Below are 22985 nucleotides of genomic sequence, written 5' to 3'. Positions count from 1 at the left end.
GTCGATGTCGAGATGCTGGCGAGGTCAGGCTGACCCCGAATGCACTCTCTCGAGGAGCTTGGAGAGCGGCATTGCTTTCGCCAGAGAGGCGATGATCTGCATTTCGATGCCCGCTCGGGCCGGGTCAGTGCGGTCGTCGACGATAACGCGAACCTTTGGGGCGCTCTCGTCGCCCGCATTCAGCACGTCGACGAGTTTGCGCATCAGACCGCCGGTTGCGTTGTGGTGAGGCGTAATGACGTCAATCAGCTCGTCATTCTGCAGAAAATCGAACTGATGTTCGTGGCCGGAGATGCCCCGTTGGCGCGGATGGCGAATGAGGTCGGCATGCGGGCGCCAGGCGCGCAGGTACATCTCGACCTCTTCGGCCAGGTTGCGCGACTCTTCCGTGCCCCCCATCTGCTCGCGCGCCCACTGCGCGACTGCAAGCTCTGCAGAGATGAAGCGCGGCACATGCCATCCAAGCTGGCTTTCCTGAGCGAGCAGAGATAGGGCGCCGTTGTTGCAGAGCGTTACGCCGAAAGGGTGAATCCGCTCGCGCAGCGCAGTCATTCGCCGCGGGTTCCACGGATCGAGTCCCATCCCTGACAGATGATGGAGCGCCAGCGCTTCGTCGTTGATCTCGACAAGCGGCGCGCGGTTGATCACATACAGGCAAATTGCAGTGCCATCGTCGAATGAGAACGGCGTACCCAGTTCGAACACAGGCTCGCCATGCAGGCCCCTAAGAGGCGTGCAGTCGAAAGCAAACTGTCGAGCGAGGGCGGTGCAATTCATGGCAGTTCAAGCGTCGGAATCGGAAGCGGCCGGGCAATCGAACAGCGTTGCGCGAAATACTCTGCGGCCCCGTTGAAGTCTCCGCACCCTACGGCGTCGACCTTTTCAACGCGAGGGCCGACATGCTCGTGCGGGCCGAAAAGGGCACCTTCCGGTGAATTATGGGTGCGCTTGTTGGTTGGGGCAACCTCAAGCTGATAGGCCCGGTGCTTGGCCCCGTGCCGGAAGGAAAACAGCGTGAAGAGGTACAGGCACCGCTGGATAATGATGGGTGCCTTGATCTCGATCTGCAGCGACAGTCCGGCAATGAGCGCGCCATCCTCATCTTCGAACTGCCCCTGCAGGAAGACATGGCCCGCGTGATTGATGCGGGACCTCCACTGCGGCGCGCCATACACTTTTTTCGGCATCCCCATGAGGCGCAGCGCTTCGTCGACAGCAATCATTCAAGGGAATTCACTGGAAACGCGGCCCCCTCGCCGGGCCTCGGCGGCGCAGGATGGTGAGTGTCAGTCATGGGGCAGGCGTTCGGCGCCTTTCGATCGCAACAGGTTGGCGATCTGTTCGTCCTTCCGTGATTCGGCGACATCGAGCGCGGTCCTTCCTTGGCTGTCGAGCGCATTAGGATCGGCCCCACCGTTGAGTAGTGAAAACACACTCCCCCAGTTGCCAGCCTCTGCCGCAGCAACCAAGGCAACACCTTCCGGACTTCCAGTGAGGCGCAGAGCCTCGTCATGTGGCCCCAAGTCACGGCCGCAGTGCTTGCAGACGATCGCCTCGCGTCGGACTTGCTCGGCGCAGAACGGGCATTTCTTGTGGGTCTCGACAGATGGCGCGTCGACGGCCGGCTTGAGCGACGGCATGACGGCGACGACGATGAGCGCGACGGCGCTGAACAGCGCGCCAAGCAATAGCCAGCCGATGACCGATCGCCCCTTGCTGCCGGCCACAACGGCGCAGGTGCCAGCCATGAGTATCCAGAATGCGACGAATTCAATCATTGGTCATCTCACTACTTCCAGTCCAGATTCCGCGTTCGAAACTCGAATGACCGCTCACCTTCCTGAAACATGGAGACGGTCAAGACGACCTTTGATGACTTGCGAAGGGTGCCAATCACCGATTTGTTGAGGAACACGACCGTAGGGTCGTGATCTTCAGGAGGGTTGCCGCTTAACGACATGGTCAGCTTGTCGTCAACCCGAAGATGGACCTTGCATGAAGAATAGGCGTTGCATTGCACTTGCCCATTGGAGGTATAGAAAATCACATCCGTCCCGAACCTTGGGTGTCTTCTGATCTGAAGATTTCCGCGCGTTCCGCCAGAGTATGGGAACGCAAGAAATTCGAGATTTTCGCTGCGGAGCCCGGCATTCTTGATTGTCTTGCCTGAGACCTTGTCGGCGGTGTCGCTGTAAGTCCAGTCGCTACGCTTAGCCTCTGCTTCAGCGGCTTGGCGCTTGACCTCCGCAACGCGAGCATCTTCGGCAGCTTTCGCGCGAACTGCAGCATCTTCCTTCTCCTTTGTAAGTCGCGCTTTCTCGGCTTCTTCGGCCGCGCGCTGCTCGGGTGTTAAAGCTGCGCGGCGGGATTTTTCGGCCTGCACTCGGTCCTTAGCGGCTTCTTCAGTGCGGCGCTCTTCGGCAAGTTGCGCTTCTTCCCTTTGTTGGGATTGAATGCTGCCGACGATTGAGACCGCCGCGAAAAACGCTGCACTCCCCACGACAAGTCGCGTCGTGTTTGACATCGCAGCCCATGCCATTCCTAGTGCACGAAAAAAACGCAACATTGCGCCCCCTTATCTTCTGCTGATGTACGCAAGATGATCATCCAGGGTCGCGACCATCCCCCTTGCGAACACCGGATTCTGATACGCCTCCCCGGTTGCCAGGGTGGCGAGCTCGCGCCGCTTGTACATCGTTACGAACGCCATGTCGATGATCGGGCTGCGACGGGCTTCGTTCAGAAGGTGCTCAAACGCCTTGATTATGTCATGCAGAACCGGGTGCGGTGCAAGATGAAACGGAGGAGGGCAGCCGGTATAATTCCGCGCGATCAGCGAAATGAAGATTCATCCGGGAGACATGATGGCAGGTGTGGAGTTCGGTCGGGTTTCGGCCCGGTCGATTACGGCAGCAAGTGGCCCGGACTCGGGAGCGTACGTTCTGGCCGGGGCTGTATGACCAGCCTCCGCCGAAGCCGCCTGCCGGTGCGGGCGCGCGCAGTCGTCCTGGCCGGCATGCTCGTGCCGGCGGCGGCGTGCATCGCCGCAGACGATGAAAAACCGCTGTGGGAACTCGGCGCGGGAGTCGGCGTGCTGCAGTTTCCGGCGTATCGCGGTTCGGACGAGAACCGGGTGTTCGTGCTTCCCGTGCCGTATGTGATCTACCGCGGCGAATTCCTGAAAGCGGACCGTCGCGGCCTGCGCGGCACGTTCTTCGACACCGAGCGGGTCGAGCTCAGTCTGAGTCTCGCCGCGTCGCCCCCGGCCAGCAGCGAGGACGTGGACGTTCGCGCCGGCATGGAGGATCTCGAGCCGACGGTCGAGATCGGTCCCTCGCTCGACGTGCGATTGTGGCAGAGCGCCGACGAGCGCCGGAAGCTGCGCGTACGGTTGCCGCTGCGCGTCGGGCTGACGGTCGAAAGCCATCCCGAGTCAACCGGCTGGCAGTTCACGCCGCAGCTCAACCTCGACTGGCGCGACCCTGCCGGGATGGACGGCTGGACGCTCGGGCTCGTCGCCGGCCCGGTGTTCGGCGACCGCCGCCAGCACCGTTATTTCTATGGCGTCGATGTGCGCGATGCGTCCGCCGCGCGACCCGTATACGACGCGCAAGGCGGCTATGCCGGCACGCAGTTCCTCGCGGCGCTGTCGAAGCGGTTTCCGGGCGGGTGGGCCGGTGCTTTCGTCCGCTACGACACCCTGGCCGGTGCGGTATTCCTCGACAGCCCGCTCGTGACGAGCCGCAATTACTTCGCCGCGGGGTTCGCAGTGACCTGGCTGATCGGCGAATCCTCGCAGCGGGTGCCGGCCGATGAGTGAGCGCGCAATCCGGCGCAGCTGGCTGCGCGTCGTGCACGAGACCGTGCTGCTGCACCTCGGCCTCTTTTACCTCGGGACGGTGTGCCTGCTGTGGACGCCGTTCGCAATGGCGCTGCAGCCGCTGCTGCCAGGCTCGCTCGGGCGGCAGCTCGGGCGGCGCATGATCAGCTGGAACTTCCACGGCTATCTGCGCTTCCTGACCTTGATCGGCGCGTGCCGCTTCGATTTGCGCGAACTCGATGCGCTGCGCGGGCAGGAGCCGCTGATCCTCGCGCCGAACCATCCGTGCCTGCTCGACGCCGTGATGGTGATCTCGCGCCTGCCCGACGTCGCGTGCATCATGAAGGCGGGGCTGATGGACAACGTTTTCCTCGGCGCAGGCGCACGGCTTGCACGTTACATCCGCAACGATTCGCCGCTGCGCATGGTCATGCGCGCGACCGAAGACTTGGCCGCCGGAAGTCACCTGCTGGTCTTTCCGGAAGGAACGCGCACGACTAGACTGCCTGTGAACCCATTGATGAGCAGTGTCGGGCTGATCGCACGCCGCGCGAAAGTGCCGGTGCAGACGATCTTCATCGAAACCGCGTCGCCATACCTGTGCAAGGGCTGGCCGCTGTTCCGCCGGCCTGAAATGCCGGTTACCTACCGCGTGCGGCTCGGCAGGCGCTTCGAGCCGGCACGCGATGTGCAGGAATTCATGCGGGAACTCGAACACTACTTTGCGGCGGAACTCCAGCATGCAACGCTTCCCGACTTTCCGGCATCCGCAACGTCGTCCCGACGGCACGACGACGCTGCAGGCAGCGCCGAGCGCGGCTGAATCCGCCTCGACCCACCTGCTGCTGATCCCGAGCTACAACCCGGGAAGCAAGGTCTTCGACACCGTGCGCGCAGCGCGCCGGGAATGGCTGCCGGTGTGGGTCGTCGTCGACGGCAGCACCGACGGCACGACCGAGGCTCTGCGGGTGATGGCGGACGACGACCCGGGGCTGCGGGTCATCGTGCTGCCGAAAAACCTCGGCAAGGGCGCTGCGGTGCTCCACGGCATCGAACTCGCCGCGCACGAAGGCTTCACGCACGTGCTGACGATGGATTCGGACGGCCAGCACCCGGCCGAGCTGATCCCGAGCTTCATGGCGGCGTCGCAGGCGCGGCCGGAGGCGATGATCCTCGGCATGCCGGTGTTCGACGCCAGCGCTCCGGCGCTACGCGTGCGCGGCCGACGGGTGTCGAACTGGTGGGCGAACCTCGAAACGCTGTGGACGGGGATCGGCGATTCGCTGTTCGGCTTCCGCGTCTATCCGATCGCGCCGCTCGCGCGCGTGATGCGCGGGCAGCGCTGGATGCGGCGTTTCGATTTCGACCCGGAGGCGGTCGTGCGCATGAGCTGGGCCGGCGTGCCGCCGGTGAACCTGCAGGCACCGGTGCGATACTTCACGCCCGACGAGGGCGGCGTATCGCATTTCAACTACCTGCGCGACAACCTGCTGCTGACGTGGATGCACACGCGGCTGTTCTTCGGCTTCCTGCTGCGCCTGCCGTTGCTCGCGGCGCGGCGCTACGCTTCCGGCCGCGGCAAGCGGGCCGGCCGTCAGACTTAGATCATCCCGCCGTTGATCGAAATCACCTGGCCGCTGATGTACGCGGCCTGTTCGGACGCGAGAAAGCCGACCAGGTCGGCGACTTCCGCCGGGCGGCCGGCGCGCTTCATCGGCACCAGCCGGGCGATCGCGGCGGCGTCGAACGTGCCTTCGCTCATCAGTGTGTCGATGATTCCCGGCGCGACGACATTGACGGTAATGCCGCGGCTCGCGAGTTCCTGCGATAGCGAGCGGCTCGCCGAATGCAGCGCCCCTTTTGCCGCGGCGTAGTTCGTCTGCCCGCGGTTGCCGGTGATCGCCGCGACCGACGAGATCGTGATGATGCGCCCCCAGCGGGTGCGGATCATCGGCATCGTCAACGGCTGAGTGACATTGAAGAACCCGTTCAGCGACACGTCGATGACGCGCTGCCACTGTTCCGCTCGCATGCCTGGGAACACCGCGTCGTCGTGGATGCCGGCATTGTTCACGAGGATCTGGATCGGCGCTTCGGCGAGCAACGCCTCGAGCGCGGCCGATGTCGCGGCGGCATCGGTGACATCGAACCCGACCGGCGTCGCGCTGCCGCCGCCCGCGAGGATGTCGTCGACGAGCGCATGCGCCTGGTCGAGGTTGCGGTGGGCATGGACGAAGACGTGGCAGCCGTCGGCTGCGAGGCGGCGGCAGATCGCGGCGCCGATGCCGCCGCTGCCGCCGGTGACCAGTGCGCGTTTCAAGCGGGGCTCCGGGAAAGGCCGGCGCCGGGCGCGCCCGCATCGAGAATCACCGCGGCGCGCCCGGAAACCAGCGTCGTGCCCGAGGCGGAGACGATGAACCTGTACAAGACCTGGCTGTCGTTGCCGGTCAGCCGCTCCGCGCGGACCTCGAGCTCGCCGGCAATGCCGTCGAGGTGCGCCACAGTGATGTCGACGCTGCGCACGCTGGCGAGGTAACCGGCGCGCGGCGTGCCGTCGGCTGGCGCGAGCAGCGCGCCGTGGACCGCCATCGCCTGTGCTGCATATTCGATCGCGGCGGTCGCCGGCAGGCCCGACAATTCGCGCAGCGGGTTCGCCAGATCGCGATGGCTCGTCGCGCGGCAGCGGATCGATTCGCTGTCCCACGCGTCGACGGCATCGAGCAGGCACATCGTGCCGTGATGCGGAATGCGCGCCGCGATCGCGGCGCGGTCCAGCGTCGTCGGGTGCGGGGTCATGCGGTGAAGTCGACCGCGACGCGTGAGTGGTCGAGATAGTCGAGCACGATCCGCCCCGATTCGCCGCGCGCGATCGCGGCGAGCAGCGGCAGGCTGCGGGCGGCGGGAATCGCGCGACGCAGGGCGTCGAGCGCTGGATCGGCGAGGGTGTCGGCCGCTGCAGTCGTCAGCCCCGCACGCACGCGGCCAAAGTTGGTTGCGCCCGGTTCCGGCGTCAGCAGCAGCGCCGTGCCGAACGCATCGGGCACCGGGCGCGCTGCGCGCAGCGGTTCCGGGTAGTCGGCATCGTAGGCGATCAGCAGGCTCGGCACGCGCTCGACGCTGACCTGCACCAGCGCTTCGAGCAGCCCCGCGGCGAAGCTGCCGTCGAACGCGCACAGCACCGCTGCGGGGGCCGTCGCGCCGGTCGCGATGCCCCAGTAGCCGGCAGCGGCGTTATGCACCGAGTTATGGAAACGGGTCGGCGAGACCTGGCGGTCGTCGGACGCGAGGGCTTCGCAGATCAGGTGGCAGTTGTGGCCGTCGCCGCCGGACGAACTGAACACCGTTGCGAGACCCGATGCGTCGGCTCCGGCCGCGGCGACGGCCTCGAGGCCGACGGTCAGCGCGAGCTTGACGACGCGCACCGAACGGCGGCGCTCGGCCGCGGGCAGCTGTTGCGGTGCGCTGAGCACGGTATTCGCCGGCACCCAGGGCGCCTCGCCGGCGAGCATCGCGGCGCCGCCGGGCCAGTCGCGCAGGCCGGGGCCGAGCAGGCCGATGCCGCTGATCCACGCGCCGGGCAGGGAACGGACCGGGCCGGTCATCGCACGCGGCCGAGCACGAGGCTGCAGTTCGTGCCGCCGAACCCGAACGAGTTGCTGAGCACGCGCCGGACGGGTGCCGGACGGCTGGCGAGGAGGTAGTTCATGTCCGGCTCCGGATCGCGCGTGTTGGGGCTGCCGGGGAGAAAGCCGTCACGCAGTGCCAGCGCGGCGATCACCGCCTCGACGCCGCCGGCCGCGCCGAGCGTGTGGCCGGTCGCGCCTTTCGTCGAGCTGCATGGCGTCGATGCGCCGAACAGCGCGCGCACGGCCCGGCTCTCCGCGCTGTCGTTGCTCGGCGTCGCGGTGCCGTGCAGGTTGATGTAGTCGATGTCGCCCGGTTCCAGCCCGGCGGCGACGAGGGCCGCTGCCATGGCACGCCGCGCGCCGAGGCCTTCGGGGTGTGGTGAGGACATGTGATAGGCGTCGCTCGATTCGCCGACGCCGAGGAGCAGGATTGCATCGTCGGCAAGTGGCCCGCTGACGCGTTCGAGCAGCGCGAACGCAGCCGCTTCGCCGATCGAGATGCCGTCGCGCTCCAGGTCGAATGGCCGGCACGCCTGCCTCGAGGTGAGTTCCAGCGAAGCGAAGCCATACAGCGTCGTGAGGCACAGCGAATCGACGCCGCCAACGATCGCCGCGTCGATCAGTCCGGCCTCGATCATGCGCCGCGCCGACGCGAATACTTTTGCGCTCGACGAACAGGCCGACGACACGACGTTCGCCGGCCCGGCGAGCCCGAATGCGGCCTGCACGAATGCGGCGACCGAAAACGGGTTGTGCGAGCCGGCATAGTTGAAATCGACCGGCAGCGCGCCGGTGAGCGGATCGCGGCGCTGGTAGGCGAGCTCGGTTTCGAGAATCCCGGCAGTGCTGGTGCCGAGAAACACGCCGATCCGCTCGGCGCCGTGGCGCGCCATCGCGTCCCGCACCGCGTCGGCGAAACCGTCCTGATTGAAACCGATCTGCGCGAGCCGGTTGTTGCGGCAGTTGAAACTGTGCAGGTGTGACGGTAGCGCCTCGTCGTCCGCGCCGGCGACTTCGCCGATCCAGGTCTCGAGCGCAACGCCATCGAGGTCGCAGGGTTTCAGGCCCGAACGGCCCACGGCGAGCGCATCGCGCATCGGCCCGATGCCTCTGCCGAGGCAGGAGGTGGCGGTGTAGCGGGAGATCAGCAGCGGGTTCACGGCGGCTCGGGCGACGGGCAAAGGCGCTAGTTTAGCAAATCGCGGCAACGCGCCTGAAGCGCAGCGACCGCTTCAAAACGGCACCTGTGCCACGAGCATCACGTTCGCGAACGATTTGCCGCTGCCCATCGGCTCGCCGTGTACCAAGAAGCCGAGCCCTTCGAGGAGCGCGGTCCAGCTTCGCGACGATCGGCAGTACAGCCGCGGCAGGCGGTGCCCGCGGGCGAACGCGACGGCGAGGTCGACGGCGGTGGACAGGCGGTGCGGCAGGCCGGCGTCCGCGTCGCCGACGCGGGTGAAAAGGCGCCCGCCGGCAGGCAGCGCGTCGCGGACCTTGCGCAGCAGGCGTTCCTGGGCGGCGAAGTCGAGATAGTGCAGCACGTCGAGAATCGTGACGACGTCGACCGGGCCGAAGTCCGCTGTCTCGAGCGTCGCGATGTCGCCTTGGCGAATCTCGACGATCGCCGCATCCTCGGCGAGCGCGCGCCGCGCCCGCGCCACATCGCGCGGATTGCGGTCGACGCCGCGCAGCCCCACCAGCCTCGGCGGCGCCGGCCACTCCCGCGCCCACCGGCCGCACTCGTAGAGGCCCCGCGCGGCGAGCAGCCACGACGCGAGAAGCCCCTGGCCGCAACCCAGATCGACGACACGGGCTGCGGCGGGGAACATGCCGCGCTGCAGCAGCAGGCGGAACAGCGGGTCCGCCCCGAGCTTGCCGCGCGCGAAGTGGTACGCGAACGGGCCTGCCGGGCGGTACGCGGCGCTCGCTGTATCGAGCAGCGCGCGGAACACGGCATCGCTCACCGGACCGCCGCCCGCAAAGTGACCGCGCGCAGCCCGGCGAGCTTGCAGGCGGCGAGAACGCGCGGCAGCACGTCGAGGATCACCGGCGTGCCGTGCCGGCTGCGCGCGGCATTGCCGTCGTGCAGCAGCAGGATGTCGCCGCCCGCGAGCCCGTCGAGCAGCCGGTCGCCGACGTTGCCCGCATCGCCATTGCGGGTATCGTAGGCGCGGCGCGTCCACGCCGCGAGCTGCAGGTCGAGGCGGGTCAGCACCGGTTCGAGGAACGGATTGCGCAGCCCGGCCGGGGCGCGGAAGAAGCGCGGGACGTCGCCGCAGCATGCGGCGATCGTCTGCTGCGCTGCCCGAATCTCGCGCTCGACTCCGCGCGGGCCGTGCAGCGAGAAGCTCTTCAGGTGATGTGCGCTGTGGTTTTCGAGCGCGTGACCGCGGGCGACGATCTCGCGCGCGAGTGCCGGGTGCTGTGCGACGCGGCTCCCGATGACGAAGAAGCTCGCCCGTGCGCCGTGCCGGTCGAGCAGGTCGAGCACGCGCGGCGTCACGTGCGGATCCGGACCATCATCGATCGTCAGCGCGATTTCGCCGCGCGCGGCGGCTGCCGGGGGCAGGCGTGTCCAGTTCGGGCCGAGCAGGCAGCAGCGCGGCAGCAGGCCGGCAGCGGTCAGCAGCGCGTGGTTCGCCGCGAGCGCGCCCGCGGCCCACGGCCAGGCGTCCGGCTGCAGCAGCAGGCCGCCGGCGGCCGCGCCATGCAGCGCGATGGAGAGCCTGATCAGCGGGGCCGGGCGGTAGCGGCGGGGCATCACGGGCGCGACAGGATCGCCGCGAACAGCAGGGCGAGGATCGCGCCGGGGCCGACCGTGCTGCCGATCGCCTGCAGCACCGGCACCGACGAAAACGCCAGCACGCCGAAACCGGCGACGGTGGTCAGGTTTGCGAACAGCATCGACGCGAGCGTGCGCGGTGCAGGCCCTGCTGCGCCTTCGCTGCCGTCGAAGAAGAGCGCGTAGTTCGAGCCGACCGCGATGATCAGCAGCAGCCCGACCAGATGCAGGATCGTCAGCGTGACGCCGGCCAGCACGAGGCCGGCGACGACGACCAGCCCTGCCGCGACGAGCGGCGCGAGCACGCGCAGCACGCGGGCAGGCGAGCGCAGCACGAGCCCGAGCAGCGCGACGATCGCCGCGACGCCGGCCAGCGCGAGGAGCAGCGCTTCGTTGAGATAACCGGAATAGAGGCGGTCGGATTCGCCTTTCAGGTCGATGAACAGGGGGCGCGCGGCGGCCGCCTCATCGAGCGCGGCGCGTACCCGGTCCGGGTCAATCGCGTGCGCAAAGGGGCCGTCGGTCGGCGCACGCAAGGGCAGCAGCGCGATCCAGTGGTCCCGCTGCGGGATCAGCAGCGAATCGACGGCGAGGGCGAAGCTCGTTCCGTCGAGATCGGCGCGCGTCAGCGGCGCCCGTTCGCGCGCGGCGGCGACATCGGCGACGAACGGAGCGAGGCGCGCGGCCGGCAGCGGCAGGCCGGCCGTTGCGAGTTCGAGCCGGCGGGCCAGTTCGGCGGGTTCGGGGAGGCCCGCGCGGCGTGCGAGCTGCGTCGCCTGGGACGGAAGATACAGCGCAGGACTCTCGAACCCGCCGATCGCCCCTTCGTTCACCAGCCGCTGCAGGCGCGCGCTGACGGCTTCCGCGGCCTGCAGCGCCGCTTCGGCGTCGTGACCGCTGACGACGACGAGATGGCGCACGTCCGGGGCGCCGAGGTCGCTGCGCAGCGCGAGATCGAGGGCCTGGTCTGCGGCCGGGACCGGGCTCAGGGCGGCGAGCTCGTGGTTCCACACCCGATCGCGGTTGACGTGAATCACCGCCGCGGCGGCGAGCGCGAGCGCGATGATTCCCCAACGCAGGTGGCGGGCGTTCGCCAGCAGGTGCTGCAACTGCAGCCCGAGCGGACTGACATCGCGGATCGCGAAGCCCGAGGGCAAGAGATGCGGCAGCACGAAGCGCGTCGTTGCAACCGCCGCGACGAGGCCGGCGACCGAATACAGGCCGAGCTGCGCGAGCCCCGGGAAGCCGGAGAACAGCAGCGTCGCGAAGCCGCAGATCGACGTCAGCACGCCGAGCTGGATCGTCGGCCAGAACGCCGCGATGCCGTTCCGGCGCCCCGCTTCAGTGCGCTCGCCGGCCGGCGCGGACTGGACGAAAAGGTAGATCGCGTAGTCGACCGCTTCGCCGATCAGCGTCGTGCCGAAGCCGAGCGTGATGCCGTGGACGACGCCGAAACCGAGGCTCACCGCGACGACTCCGGCGAGCGCCCCGGAGACGACCGGCAGCAGGCCGAGCAGCAGCGCGGTCGCGGAACGGTAGATGAACAGCAGCAGCGTGACGATCAGCGTGATCGACACCAGCGTCAGCCGCAACACCTCGTCCTGGATCGTCGCGCGCGAGGCGACGGCGAAGACGCCCGGACCGGAAAGCAGCAGCCGCGCGCCGTCGGCGTGCTGCGCCTGTGCGACGGACGTGAACGCTTCGCGCACTTTCGTGATCGCTTCCTGTTGGGCGTCGAGATCGGAACCGGCGGCGCGTGTCTGCGCGAGCAGCAGCGCCCGCCGCCCGTCGCGCGACGCCCACGTGCCATCGCGCAACGCGGGACGGGCGTCACCGTCGAGACGTTCGAGGAGTTGCATCATCTCGCCGGTCGGATCGCGCGGCAGCAGTGATTTCGTCAGCATGCCCAGCGGCGAGGCGAGCAGGTCGACCGACTCGCCGATTGCGGCGTGCAGGCCATCGACGCTGAAGCGCTGCGGCGTGACGGCGGGACTGAGCAGGTAGCGGCTGTCGAACAGCAGCGCCTGGTCGCGTTCGCGGTGTACCGCTTCGCCGTTGGCGACGACGCCGAACGCCGCGTCGGCACGCAGCAGCCGGGCGAGTTCGCGCGACAGCGCCGAACGCGTCGCCGCGTCGCCGCCTTCGATGCCGATCAGCAGCAGGCGCGACACCATGCCGTCGCGCAGCTGATCGACGAGGACCTGCTGCTCGGCGGTCGGGCTGCCCGGCAGGAAGGCCGACAGATCGCTCGTGAAGCGCGTCTGGCTGACGACCGCGACGGATACGCCGACGAACGCGAGCCACGCCAGCAGCGCCGGCAGGAGGCGTCGGGTCATCGCGCGGCGCGCTCCGCGACGATCTCCATCACCGAGCGGTCGCCGTCGGCCTGCAGGATCTCGATGCCGCGCAATTGCGCATGGCTGCCGCTGATCGTGATGCGCAGCACGACTTCGGCCATTTTCGCGTCGCGCGGCAGCAGCGTGAGTGTCCAATCCTGCGGCGTGCCCGCGAGACTCGGCGCGTAGGTCCGCTCGAGCGCGATGCGGTCGCCCGCGAGGGTCGCCCGGATGCTGTCGATGAACGCGGCGATCTCGCGATAGTCCGACAGCTGCACGACGTGCCGGCGCTCGCCGCGCACCACCGTCAGGGTGTTGCCTTCGAGCAGCAGTGATTCGGGGCGCGGTGCGAGCGTAATCTTTTCCAGCCGGTCGGGGGCGCGAAAGTGCAGCTCGCCGGACGATTCGACCGGGGCGTCGAGGATCGCGAGGTACTTGCGTTCGACGAAGCTCGCCTGTCCGGAGCGCTGCTTGCCGAGCGCGTGCATCAGCTGTTCGAGGCTCCATGCTTCGGCGGCGGCGAGCGGCGCCGTGATCGCGAGCGCGACAGCACACAGCAGCGGGATCAGTCCGGCTCGTCGCACCAGCGGCTCCGGGACGTCAGTCGGCGTCCCGGCTGCGCGCCGGTTGCCAGAAATCGAAGAAGTTGAACCAGTTGAACGGCGCTTGCCGCGCGTAATGTTCGAGCCGCGCGGCGTAGCGGACGATCGCGTCGCGCTGCGCCGCGCCGCGGGTTTCGCGCGTGACGGCGGTGAAATCGGCGAGCCGTTCGAAGTGGATGTCGTAGCGGTTGCCGCCGCGGTAGAGGCCGACCATCAGGATCACCGGACGTTTCAGCATCGCCGCGATGCGCCACGGCCCGGCCGGAAAGTTGGCCGGTTCACCGAGAAAATCCACCTGTTCGACCGCGTCCGGACCGACACTGCGATCGGCGAGCATGCCGACGAGCATGCCGTCGTCGAGCCGTTCGCGCACCTGCAGCATCGAGTCGAGGCGGCCGAGCGGGATGATGTCCTGCTCGGCCGCCGGATTGATCGCGGCGAGCGTGCGATTGATCTTCTGCGCGTTGTCTTCGTACATCACCATCGCGACCCGGATTCCAGGTTGCTGGCGCCCGACCGCGCGGATCACCTCGAAGCTCCCCATGTGGGCGCCGATCAGGAACACGCCGTCGCCGCAGGCGACGATGTCACGGATCAGTTCGACGCCCTGCACGCGGATGTCGAACAGGTCGAAGCGTTCGTTAAGGAGATAGATGCGGTCGTGAACCGTGGCCGCGAAGCTGAGGAAATGCCGGAACAATTCGGCCGGCCGCGGCGCGCGCCCCAGGACGCGCGCGAGGTACGCCCGCGACGCACGCCGGGCAGCGGGGGCGAAGAGCAGGAAATAGCCGGCGATGAGCCACAGCACGGCCCGTCCGGCCGGACGCCCGAGGCGCAGCGAGATCCACGTCATCAGCCGCAACGTCGCCTGGTTGCTGCGCTCGGGGCGGCGCGTCCAGGCGGTGTCGGCGGCGTCCGCCGGAGCCGTCGAGTCGCCGGGGTGCGCGGCTGCGGTTCGGGTATGAGTCACGGCGCCGCCACCTTCAAGGTGCCCGACGCGACGGTCGCTTCGCCGGCGAGGATCTCGAAGTGCCACGCGCCGCCGGGCTGGCGTACATGGCGGATCAGCAGCACGGTGCCGGGGCGGACCGGCTGCAGGAACTTTGCCGCGGCGATCTCGCACGGCGGCATCGGCCGGCCCAGTGCGGTGCCGAGCGCGCCGGTGGCCCAGCCGAGCAGCACGACGCCGGGCAGGATCGGCTGGCCGGGGAAGTGTCCGGCGAACGCCGGATGGTCCGGCGCGACGACGATCGCGGTTTCGAACGTCATGCCGGGTCGCTGCGCAAGCGGCGGCACAACTCGTCGAGCGCCGCGCGCGGCAGCTTGCCGGTCGCGTTGCGCGGGAGCCGGTCGGCGAACAGCAGCGGACGCGGCAGGAACAGCGGGTCGATGCGCTCGCGCAAGGCGTGCAGCAGCGCCGCACGGTCGAGGCCCGGCGCGACGACGACTGCCGCAAGCCGGGTCGCGCCGTCGATCTGCTCGTCGTCCGGCATCACGAAGCTGCCGTCGAGCACGCCCGGAATCGCGTTCAGCTGGTGGTTCAGGTAGCCCAGCGAACTGCGTTTGCCGGCAATGTTGACGAGGTCCGCCGACCGCCCGTGCAGCAGGAAGCGGTCGTCGGCGGTCGGTTCGAGGATGTCGCCGAGCGCGGTGCGCTGCTCGACATGCCCGCCGTACGCCCACGCCTGGCCGTCCTCGATGCAGAGGTGCACGTCGCGAAAAAGCTGCCATTCGGCCGTCAGCGCGGTGCGCCGCGTCGCGGTCTGGCCGGTTTCGGTGCAGCCGTAGATTTCCAGCAGCGGGCCGCGCAGCCGCGCTTCGGTTTCGGCGGCGAGCTTGCCCGACAGCGGCGCGGTCGCCGACACGACGAGATCGGTGACGGGCAGCGGTACCCCGGCGGCGAGCAGCGTGCGCAGGTGAAACGGCGTCGAGACGAGCACGCGCGGACGGGGCACGGCATCGACTGCGGCGGCGATGTCGGCCGGGTAGAACGGACGTCCGGCCCAGAACGCGCCGCCGCCCTGCAGCGCGAGCAGCACCGTCGACTCGAAGCCGTACATGTGCTGCGGCGGCACCGTGCCGACGATCGCGTGCGGCGCGGCGGGCGACAGTCCGAGACGCTCCGCTTCGGCCGCGGCGTTGCGCACCAAGGCGCCCCAGGTCTTGCGGTGCGGCACCGGGGTGCCGGTCGAGCCGGACGTGAACACGCAGGCGACGAGCTGATCGGCGGCGACGGCGGGAATCGGGCCGGCATGGTCCGCGCCGGCGAGTTCGGGGTAATGGAACTGCGGCAGGTCGATGTCGCACACGCCGTCGGCGAGGCAGAACGCATCAGGCGCGAAGGCCGCGAGCTGGCGCACGGTCTCCGGTGTGTGCGTCGACGGCAGCAGGCTGATCTTGCCGGTGAGCAGGCTCGCGGCGAGCCCGACCGTGAAGCGGTAGCGGTCGGCGCAGATGTTGAGCACATGCCCGCCCACCGGCAGCAGCGCGGCCAGCCGGTGCACGTCGCCGAGAAAGCGCGCGACGCTGATGCGCTCGCCGTCGCGCCACGCAAGATCGGCGTCAAGGCACGCGTGGCCCAGCAGCGGCAGGGTCGGAACGCCGCGGGTCATTGGTGGCCCGGGCGCGCCGGCGGTTTTCCGCTCGATCCCGCGAGCGCAGCGCTTGCCGGCGGCTGCCAGTAGGCGCGCACCGCGTCGAGGATGCTGCTGCGGTCTTCGGGCGGCAGGACCCGCAGGCGCACTGCGTACTCGACGGCGAACATCAGCGCGACGAGCGGAAAGGTCAGCAGGTTCGCGAAAGCGGACCACAGGTCGAGCGGTCCGAACGCGAACAGGACCACCGACGTCGCCGTCACCAGGCCGAAGAACAGCGTCCAGGCAATCGTCACGCGGCGCGTGTAGCGGGCGAGCGCGGGACCGGGTGCGCCGTGGATGAGCGCCGCGACGCGGGTGCACATCGGCTCGCGGCCCCCGACCAGGGTGCGGCCGAACGCGATGCCGAGCAGGGCGTTGGTGCCGACGTGCTGGATGAAATACATCCAGCCGACGTTGCGTGCGAGGGTTGGCCACAGCAGCGCGAGCCCGAGTGCGGCGAAGGCCAGCAGCGCGAGCAGGGTGGTGCGGAACGCCGAATGCCACGCGAACGTCGCGGCGACGACTGCGAACGGCGCGATGCCGAGCAGGGCTCCCCATGACGACGCCTCAACCAGCGCGGTCGTGTAATGGGCCGCCACCGCCCAGGCGACGACGATGCCGACCAGTGCGACGCGATGCGTGCCGCGCTCGAAGTCGAGCTTCATTGCGTGCGGTGGCTGGCGATGTATTCGGTCAGGCTGCGCAGTGAACGGAAGATCTTGACGTTGTCGTCGTCATCGGCGCGCAGCTGGAAGCCGTAGCGTTTCGACACCACGAGCGCCACTTCGAGGATGTCGATCGAATCGAGCCCGAGGCCTTCGCCGAACAGGGAGTCGTCGGGAGGGATCGATTCCGGCGCCTGCTCCAGGTTGAGCGCTTCGACGATGATCCCGGCGACCTCGAGCCGGAGCGCGTCGAGGTTGTCCGGAGCGGGCGAGGCAGGAGCGATTTCTTTCATGAGTGGCGCGATGATTGGGTGGGCGATCGGGAAAGCAAACCGCGGGATTCTATCGAAAACTGCCGCTCGCCGCTCAGCCGCACACGGCGTTGAGGATGTGCTGGCGCTGCGCCCGGGCGGTATCGAGCAGCTCCGCCAGTTTGATTTTCTCGATGCCCGACGTCGAGGTGTCGAGCAAGGCCGGCCGGCGGCGGATGCCCAGCAGCGTATCGAACGGGTTCGGCGTCTCGGCGGCCAGCGACGCGATGAACAGGACGTCGGCCAGGTCGGCCGGTGGCCATGAACCGCCGTAGGGGTCTTCGTAGGGGAAAGCGTCGAGGATCGTGTCGGGCAGTTCGAAGGCCTCCAGCACCGCGCGGCCGACCGGCTCGCTCCACGTCGCGGCGAACTCCGCGAAGCGGTCGATGCCGCTCTCTAGCGCCGGATAATCCGCAGCGCGGGCGACGAGGAAGAACTGGCCGATGTCGGTCATCATGCCGCTGAACATCGCCGTATCGGGATTGACCACCTTCAGGTGCCGAGCGATCGCGTAGGCCCACGCCGCGACGTCGAGCGAATGCATCCACAGCCCGGAAGCGATCAGGCGAAGGTTGCGCGAGCGGTGGTCCTGCACGAGTTGTTCCGCGGCGACGGCGAAAGCGAGGCAGCGCAGCGCGGACAGGCCGATGCGCCCGACCGCCTCGGAGACGTTCGTCGCCTGCTTGCCGTAAGGGTTGAGCGCGACGGCGTTGGCCATCCGCACCGCCTTCGCGCTCAGCACTGGTTCCGCCTTGACCACGGTCGTGATCTCGTCGAGCGTCGATTCGGGGTTGTCGGCGAGCAGCTTGATGCGCAGCGAGACGTCGAGCGAGGTCGGGAAGCTGATGCCGTCCTCTTCGAGTTCCCCTTCGATCCGTTTGCGAAACGCCTGCATCTGAGCTTCAAATTCGTCCATGTCCATTCCTGCTGGAGGCTTGCGCGAAGAGTTTAGCGCGCCCGGGAGAGGCCCGGTAAGTGTGATCGAAAGCGTGACACAGCCGGGCGATCAGGCAGACGCGGCGACAGCTTCCTCCGGCTGAGCGTCATCCAGCGCCTCGATAAGCGGCGCCATCAGCGCAAGGTTTGCCCCGTCCGCATGGGCCTCGGCCCGCAAATAGAGATTGCGTGCGAGGCTGCGCATGCGCCAGTCGATTTCCCGGGCGACCTGGCCGCTTTCCGCGACCAGCTGCTGGTCGAGTTCTTCGCCGAGCGAAGTGGCTTCGGCCGCGCCGGTGGCGCGCAGCGACTTTTCGAGATTGTGCAGTTGCTGCAGGGCCATTGCGACGATCTGGCGCGCGAACGGGGGGTCGAGGGACGCGTGCAGGTCTTCCGCGTGGGCGATCGCGCCATCGAGCCGGGCTTGGGTCGCGTGAGTGTCGGGCCAAACTTGGCAGTCGTCCTCGCCGAAGCTGTCACCGTCCTTGCGCAGCGCCTGGGTGACGGCGGCGACGGCATCGCGGTCGAACTCTTCCGGCACGAGGCGTAGCGCGAGCGCAGCGCGCAACGGTGCGCCAGGGTGGCCGCTGGAGAGGATCGCGCCGGCCGTTTCGGCGACTGCGAGCCAGCTGCCGAGGCGGTGAAGCTTGCTGCGCTCGAGCTGGTTCGGATAGCCGCTGCCGTCGAGCCGTTCGTGGTGGTGAGCGACGCACAGCCCGATCGCTGCCGGGAGCGTGGTCAGCTCCTGGATCAGCAACTGTCCGATTCGGGGGTGGCTGGCGACGTGCTTCCACTCGTGGGGCCGCAATTGGTGGCTCCCGCTCAGGTAGTCGGGATGGATGTACAACTCGCCGAGGTCATGCAGCAACGCAGCAGTCAGCAGCGTCTGCGCATCATGCTCGCTGGCGTTGAGCCGGGTCGCGATGCAGGCGCACACCAGTATCGTCGCCAGGGCGTGCCTGAAGCTGCGGTTGCCGCTGGCGTGGGCGGTTGTCAGCAGCAGGCGCAGCGGCAGCGGCAGCGGTATCGTCCTGAGTTCGCCGAGAAGCGCCAGCGCGTCGCGACTGGCGAGGCGTGCGAACAGCGGATTCTCCTCGGCCTGCGCGCGACAGGCTTCGACGACATTCGAAAAGGCGACCGCTCCTTCGACGGCAAGCGTCGCTTCGAGCGGCTTGGCCAGCTTGCGGCGCAGCAGCTTTTCCTGCAGGTCGGCCGACACCGCCCTGCCCTTGGCCCACAGCTTGATGCCGCGTTCGTCGAAGATGTCCTCGGCGGCCTCGACAGTGTGGGTTTGGGCGAGTTGGACGATGTTGTGCAGGCAGTGCTGATTGACCGAGTTGAATAGCATGGTGTGCCGCTGGAAATTCTTCCTGGATCATGGCTGTGGCACCCGCCGTGCGCTGCGCACTGTTCATCGGTCCTGAATGCCGGTTGCAAGGGTGCCGGAGATGCCAGCTGGGCGTAATGCTATCATTTCACGGCAGCCTCGGCCGTGTTGTTCGTCACATGACAATGTCGCGGCGGACGCCGGTCCGGCCCGGTCACAACACCGCGCCCCGAGCGACGGGCGCGAAGCCGGGAGCGTGCTTCGGCGAGCGTTGCGAGCAGCGACGGGGGACGCGTTTCCCCTTATAATCCGCGCCACATTTTCCATGGGAGAGGGAATTATGGGTTTCGACCTCGTGAAGGCCGGCAAGGACGTGCCGAACGACATCAACGTCATCATCGAGATTTCGGCGCAGGGCGAGCCGATCAAGTTCGAAGTGGATAAGGACAGCGGCGCGGTGTTCGTCGATCGCTTCATGGGCACGTCGATGCGCTACCCGATCAACTACGGCTACGTGCCGCATACCGTCGCGGGCGACGGCGATCCGGTCGATGTGCTGGTGGTGACCCCGTTCCCCCTGATGCCGGGGGTCGTGATCCGCTGCCGTCCGGTCGGCGTGCTGAAGATGGAAGACGAGTCCGGCCAGGACGCGAAAGTCGTCGCAGTGCCGGTGTCGAAGCTCACGCCGCTGTACGACAAGGTCCAGACCACTGACGACCTGCCCGAGCTGCTGATGAAGCAGACGGTGCATTTCTTCGAGCATTACAAGGATCTCGAGCCGGGCAAGTGGGTCAAGGTGCTCGGCTGGGGCACCGTGGAAGACGCGAAGCAGGAAATCCTCGACGGCCTGAAGAACGCCGCGAAATAAGTAAACTGCAAGCAGTCTTGTCCGAAAACGGCCCGCCGAGCGCGGGCCGTTCTCATTCCGGCGCTGTCCCTTGCAGCGCGCGAAACGGCGAGCGTTCGGTGAGTTCGTCGAGGTAGAAGTCGATGCCCGCCGTTTCCTGCGCGAGAAAGCGGTCCACCGCGTCGCGCCAGCGCGGTTCGCGAATCCAGTGTGCGGAGCGCGTGACGACCGGCTGCAACCCGCGCGCGAGCTTGTGCTCGCCCTGTGCGCCGCCCTCGAAGCGGCTCAGGCGATGGTCGATGCAGTAGTCGATCGCCCGGTAATAGCACAGCTCGAAATGCAGGAACGGCAGATGTTCGGTCGCACCCCAGTAGCGGCCGTAGAGCGCCTCGCCGTCGCACAGGAAAAAGGCGCTCGCTACCGGCTCGTCCTGGCGTTCGGCGAGCAGCAGGCGCACGCTGTGCGGCGCGCGTGACGCCAGCTGCGTGAAGAACCGGGCGCCGAGATAGGGCGTCGAGCGGTGCAGCGCGTAGGTCGCGGCGTAGCAGCGATGGAAGAAAGCCCAGTCGGCAGCGTTCGCGGTCGTGCCGTCGAGCCAGCGGAACGTCAGCGCGTGGGCGGCCGCGTGGCGCCTGTCCTGGCGGATTTTCTTGCGCTTTTCGTGGTTCAGGCTGGCGAGGAAGCCGTCGAAATCCCGGTAACCGGCATTGAACCAGTGGAACTGCACGCCCTGGCGGATCAGCAGGCCGGCTTCCCGCATCCATCCGGCCTCGGTTTCGGTGGGGAAAAGCACGTGCAGCGACGACAGGCCGCTTTTCTCGGCCAACGCCAGCGTTGCCTGCAGCAGCGCTTTCCGGCTTGTGATGTCGCGTCCGAGCAGGCGCATGCCGGGCACCGGCGTGAACGGCACCGCCGCGAGCCACTTGGGGTAGTAGGCGAGGCCGTGGCGCGCATAGGCTTCGGCCCACGCCCAGTCGAAGACGTATTCGCCGTACGAGTGGTGCTTCTCGTACAAGGGCATCGCCGCGACCAACTGCGGCCCTTCCCACAGCGTCGCATGGCGCGGGAGCCAGCCGCTGCCCGCCCCGACGCAGCCGGTCGCCTCGAGCGCGGCGAGGAAAGCGTGCGACAGGCAGGCCTGTCCGTCGGTGAGTGCGTCCCAGGCGGCGGCATCAATGCCATTCACATCATCGAAGCGGCGAAAGCGGTATGTCGGCAAGTTGGCAGCCCGGTGGTGGTCGAAGCGATCGGTGGGACCGTGGCCAGCGCGATTCGTTTGTCGCGCGCCGGCTGTGTTCGCACAGCTGCCCGATTATTGCGCAAACTCGTATTTTCCTTGCGGACAGGGAACTTGGAACGCTTGCTCACGGCTTATCCACAGCTTTCCCCACGCACCCTGTGGGTGAAAAATGGTCGATCGAGCGGGGCGAGCGGTTTCTGCCGACTGCCAGATGAAACGGTATAGTTGCGCCTATGGACAAAACGCTCGCTATCGCTGTCGCCCAGCTCAATTTCACCGTCGGCGACCTCACGGCCAACGCCGACCGGATCATCCGCGGCCTCGACCAGGCCCGCGCGGCCGGCGCCGACCTGTTGCTGACGCCTGAACTGGCGCTATCCGGTTATCCGCCCGAAGACCTGCTGCTGCGACCGGATTTCTACCGCGCGTGCAGCCGGGAGGTCGCCCGCATCGCTCTGCACACCCAAGGCATCACGCTGGTGCTCGGGCATCCGGAAGAGCGGCGCGACTGGCGCTACAACGCCGCGTCGGTGATCCGCGACGGCGAAGTCGTTGCGACCTACCACAAGCATCTGCTGCCGAACTACGAAGTGTTCGACGAGGAGCGCTATTTCGACCGCGGCCTCGACGCATGCGTGTTCGAGCTGAACGGCGTGAAGCTCGGCGTGAATATCTGCGCCGATCTGTGGGAATCGGGTCCGGCCGAGCTGGTGCGCGCCGAAGGGGCCGAACTGCTGCTCGGCCTGAACGCGTCGCCGTACCACATGAACAAGCTGCAGCGCCGCTACGAAGTGCTGCGCGGGCGCGTCGCCGACACCGGCCTGCCGGTGGTCTATTGCAACATGGTCGGCGGCCAGGACGAGCTGGTGTTCGACGGCGCATCGTTCGCGCTCGACGCGGACGGCAAGGTCGTCTACCAGGCAGCGTCATTCCAGGAGCGGCTCGACGTGCTCCATTTTCGCGGCGGACGCTGGGAAGCGGGCGAAATCGTCCCGGCGCGGCCGGTCGAGGAGGAAGTCTACGAGGCGCTCAAGACCGGCGTGCGCGACTACCTCGGCAAGAACGGTTTTCCCGGTGCGATCATCGGCTTGTCCGGCGGCATCGACTCGGCGCTGACGCTGTGCGTCGCTGTCGACGCGCTGGGGGCGGAGCGGGTGCGTGCCGTGATGATGCCTTCGCCCTATACGGCGCAGATGAGCCTCGACGATTCGCGCGCACTGGTCGCGAACCTCGGCGTGCGCTACGACGAGATTCCGATCGAGCCGGCGATGAACACGTTCGCCGCCCTGCTCGCCGACCAGTTCGAGGGGCTGGCGGCGGACACCACCGAGGAAAACCTGCAGAGCCGCATCCGCGGCATGATCCTGATGGCGCTGTCGAACAAGACCGGCGCGATCGTGCTGACGACCGGCAACAAGAGCGAGATGGCGACCGGCTACGCGACGCTGTACGGCGACATGGCCGGCGGTTTCGCGGTGCTGAAGGACCTGTACAAGACTTTCGTGTTCCGCCTGTCGCGCTGGCGCAACACGGTCAGTCCGGTGATGCCCGAAAACATCATCACCCGCCCGCCGTCGGCCGAACTGAAGCCCGACCAGACCGACCAGGATTCGCTGCCGCCGTACAACGTGCTCGACGCGATCATCGAGGCCTACATGGAGCGCGACGAATCGCCGCGCGAGATCATCGCGCGCGGCTTCCCCGAAGCCGACGTGCGGCGCACCGTCGCGATGCTCAAGCGCAACGAATACAAGCGTCGCCAGTCGCCGGTCGGCATCCGGGTGACGAAGCGCGGCTTCGGCAGGGACTGGCGTTATCCGATAACATCGCGCTATCAGGATGAATACTGACCGCGCC

25 protein-coding genes are annotated in these 22985 nt (G+C 67.8%); 5 read left to right on the top strand and 20 right to left on the bottom strand.

Annotated features, from left to right (window positions below; translation table 11 throughout):
• Positions 1 to 24: 24 nt before the first annotated feature.
• The 4 genes from GO606_RS16280 to GO606_RS16265 form a co-directional block, all read right to left on the bottom strand.
• Positions 25 to 705 carry a DUF1828 domain-containing protein gene (locus tag GO606_RS16280; RefSeq protein ID WP_169117762.1) on the bottom strand — a complete coding sequence of 227 codons (681 nt, stop codon included), beginning with the start codon at positions 703 to 705 and terminating at the stop codon, positions 25 to 27.
• 68 nt (positions 706 to 773) lie between these two features.
• Positions 774 to 1223 (bottom strand): hypothetical protein, encoded by a 450-nt coding sequence (locus GO606_RS16275; RefSeq protein WP_049780324.1) that lies wholly within the window; start codon positions 1221 to 1223, stop codon positions 774 to 776.
• A gap of 63 nt (positions 1224 to 1286) precedes the next feature.
• Complete coding sequence (locus GO606_RS16270; RefSeq protein WP_211166546.1) at positions 1287 to 1778, bottom strand: zinc ribbon domain-containing protein; 492 nt, start codon at positions 1776 to 1778, stop codon at positions 1287 to 1289.
• An 11-nt stretch (positions 1779 to 1789) separates the two neighbouring features.
• Positions 1790 to 2524: a cell envelope integrity TolA family protein gene (locus tag GO606_RS16265; protein WP_169117761.1), complete on the bottom strand. Its 735-nt coding sequence runs from the start codon at positions 2522 to 2524 to the stop codon at positions 1790 to 1792.
• Positions 2525 to 2956: 432 nt separating this feature from the next.
• Here GO606_RS16265 and GO606_RS16260 point away from each other — a divergent pair, with 432 nt between their 5' ends.
• The 3 genes from GO606_RS16260 to GO606_RS16250 are packed head-to-tail and all read left to right on the top strand — an operon-like array spanning position 2957 to position 5424.
• On the top strand, positions 2957 to 3820 hold the full coding sequence (locus tag GO606_RS16260) for a MipA/OmpV family protein (protein WP_169117760.1): 864 nt from the start codon (positions 2957 to 2959) through the stop codon (positions 3818 to 3820).
• Entirely contained in the window at positions 3813 to 4643 is an 831-nt protein-coding gene (locus tag GO606_RS16255; RefSeq protein ID WP_169117759.1) for a lysophospholipid acyltransferase family protein, read from the top strand. The genes GO606_RS16260 and GO606_RS16255 overlap by 8 nt, the downstream gene beginning before the upstream one ends.
• Positions 4561 to 5424, top strand: a complete 864-nt coding sequence (locus GO606_RS16250; RefSeq protein WP_246979671.1) for a glycosyltransferase family 2 protein — start codon at positions 4561 to 4563, stop codon at positions 5422 to 5424. The genes GO606_RS16255 and GO606_RS16250 overlap by 83 nt, the downstream gene beginning before the upstream one ends.
• Here GO606_RS16250 and fabG read toward each other — a convergent pair.
• From fabG to GO606_RS16175, 15 genes are all read right to left on the bottom strand, one after another.
• Positions 5421 to 6140, bottom strand: coding sequence for a 3-oxoacyl-ACP reductase FabG (fabG, locus tag GO606_RS16245; RefSeq protein WP_169117758.1), 720 nt, complete (start codon positions 6138 to 6140; stop codon positions 5421 to 5423). The two genes, GO606_RS16250 and fabG, sit on opposite strands and share 4 nt — an antisense overlap.
• Positions 6137 to 6616: a hotdog family protein gene (locus GO606_RS16240; protein ID WP_169117757.1), complete on the bottom strand. Its 480-nt coding sequence runs from the start codon at positions 6614 to 6616 to the stop codon at positions 6137 to 6139. Before GO606_RS16240 ends, fabG begins: the two co-directional genes overlap by 4 nt.
• A complete protein-coding gene (locus GO606_RS16235) occupies positions 6613 to 7422 on the bottom strand; it encodes a beta-ketoacyl synthase chain length factor (protein ID WP_169117756.1) in 810 nt (269 codons plus the stop codon). The genes GO606_RS16240 and GO606_RS16235 overlap by 4 nt, the downstream gene beginning before the upstream one ends.
• Positions 7419 to 8606: a beta-ketoacyl-[acyl-carrier-protein] synthase family protein gene (locus GO606_RS16230; RefSeq protein WP_169117755.1), complete on the bottom strand. Its 1188-nt coding sequence runs from the start codon at positions 8604 to 8606 to the stop codon at positions 7419 to 7421. The genes GO606_RS16235 and GO606_RS16230 overlap by 4 nt, the downstream gene beginning before the upstream one ends.
• 72 nt (positions 8607 to 8678) lie before the next feature.
• Positions 8679 to 9410, bottom strand: a complete 732-nt coding sequence (locus GO606_RS16225; protein ID WP_169117754.1) for a class I SAM-dependent methyltransferase — start codon at positions 9408 to 9410, stop codon at positions 8679 to 8681.
• Positions 9407 to 10207, bottom strand: a complete 801-nt coding sequence (locus tag GO606_RS16220) for a polysaccharide deacetylase family protein (protein WP_169117753.1) — start codon at positions 10205 to 10207, stop codon at positions 9407 to 9409. The genes GO606_RS16225 and GO606_RS16220 overlap by 4 nt, the downstream gene beginning before the upstream one ends.
• A complete protein-coding gene (locus GO606_RS16215) occupies positions 10207 to 12564 on the bottom strand; it encodes an MMPL family transporter (RefSeq protein ID WP_169117752.1) in 2358 nt (785 codons plus the stop codon). Before GO606_RS16215 ends, GO606_RS16220 begins: the two co-directional genes overlap by 1 nt.
• Positions 12561 to 13148, bottom strand: coding sequence for a LolA family protein (locus tag GO606_RS16210; RefSeq protein WP_169117751.1), 588 nt, complete (start codon positions 13146 to 13148; stop codon positions 12561 to 12563). Before GO606_RS16210 ends, GO606_RS16215 begins: the two co-directional genes overlap by 4 nt.
• 16 nt (positions 13149 to 13164) lie before the next feature.
• Positions 13165 to 14136 (bottom strand): lysophospholipid acyltransferase family protein, encoded by a 972-nt coding sequence (locus GO606_RS16205; protein WP_343316321.1) that lies wholly within the window; start codon positions 14134 to 14136, stop codon positions 13165 to 13167.
• A complete protein-coding gene (locus GO606_RS16200) occupies positions 14133 to 14435 on the bottom strand; it encodes a 3-hydroxyacyl-ACP dehydratase FabZ family protein (protein ID WP_169117750.1) in 303 nt (100 codons plus the stop codon). Before GO606_RS16200 ends, GO606_RS16205 begins: the two co-directional genes overlap by 4 nt.
• Complete coding sequence (locus GO606_RS16195) at positions 14432 to 15778, bottom strand: AMP-binding protein (protein WP_169117749.1); 1347 nt, start codon at positions 15776 to 15778, stop codon at positions 14432 to 14434. The genes GO606_RS16200 and GO606_RS16195 overlap by 4 nt, the downstream gene beginning before the upstream one ends.
• Entirely contained in the window at positions 15775 to 16467 is a 693-nt protein-coding gene (locus GO606_RS16190) for a COG4648 family protein (protein ID WP_169117748.1), read from the bottom strand. Before GO606_RS16190 ends, GO606_RS16195 begins: the two co-directional genes overlap by 4 nt.
• On the bottom strand, positions 16464 to 16760 hold the full coding sequence (locus tag GO606_RS16185; RefSeq protein WP_169117747.1) for a phosphopantetheine-binding protein: 297 nt from the start codon (positions 16758 to 16760) through the stop codon (positions 16464 to 16466). Before GO606_RS16185 ends, GO606_RS16190 begins: the two co-directional genes overlap by 4 nt.
• 73 nt (positions 16761 to 16833) lie before the next feature.
• Positions 16834 to 17694, bottom strand: coding sequence for an HDOD domain-containing protein (locus GO606_RS16180; protein WP_169117746.1), 861 nt, complete (start codon positions 17692 to 17694; stop codon positions 16834 to 16836).
• Positions 17695 to 17784: 90 nt separating this feature from the next.
• Positions 17785 to 19062, bottom strand: coding sequence for an HD-GYP domain-containing protein (locus GO606_RS16175; RefSeq protein ID WP_169117745.1), 1278 nt, complete (start codon positions 19060 to 19062; stop codon positions 17785 to 17787).
• A 319-nt stretch (positions 19063 to 19381) separates the two neighbouring features.
• Here GO606_RS16175 and ppa point away from each other — a divergent pair, with 319 nt between their 5' ends.
• Positions 19382 to 19909 (top strand): inorganic diphosphatase, encoded by a 528-nt coding sequence (gene ppa / locus GO606_RS16170; protein WP_169117744.1) that lies wholly within the window; start codon positions 19382 to 19384, stop codon positions 19907 to 19909.
• A 52-nt stretch (positions 19910 to 19961) separates the two neighbouring features.
• Here ppa and GO606_RS16165 read toward each other — a convergent pair whose 3' ends face one another.
• Entirely contained in the window at positions 19962 to 21107 is a 1146-nt protein-coding gene (locus tag GO606_RS16165; protein WP_169117743.1) for a GNAT family N-acetyltransferase, read from the bottom strand.
• Between the two features lie 254 nt (positions 21108 to 21361).
• Here GO606_RS16165 and GO606_RS16160 point away from each other — a divergent pair, with 254 nt between their 5' ends.
• Complete coding sequence (locus GO606_RS16160) at positions 21362 to 22978, top strand: NAD+ synthase (protein WP_169117742.1); 1617 nt, start codon at positions 21362 to 21364, stop codon at positions 22976 to 22978.
• Positions 22979 to 22985: the final 7 nt, after the last annotated feature.

This window comes from Aromatoleum anaerobium, assembly GCF_012910705.2.
In the GTDB taxonomy this organism is placed as follows: domain Bacteria; phylum Pseudomonadota; class Gammaproteobacteria; order Burkholderiales; family Rhodocyclaceae; genus Aromatoleum; species Aromatoleum anaerobium.
This window is presented reverse-complemented; position numbering and strand designations above follow the sequence as displayed.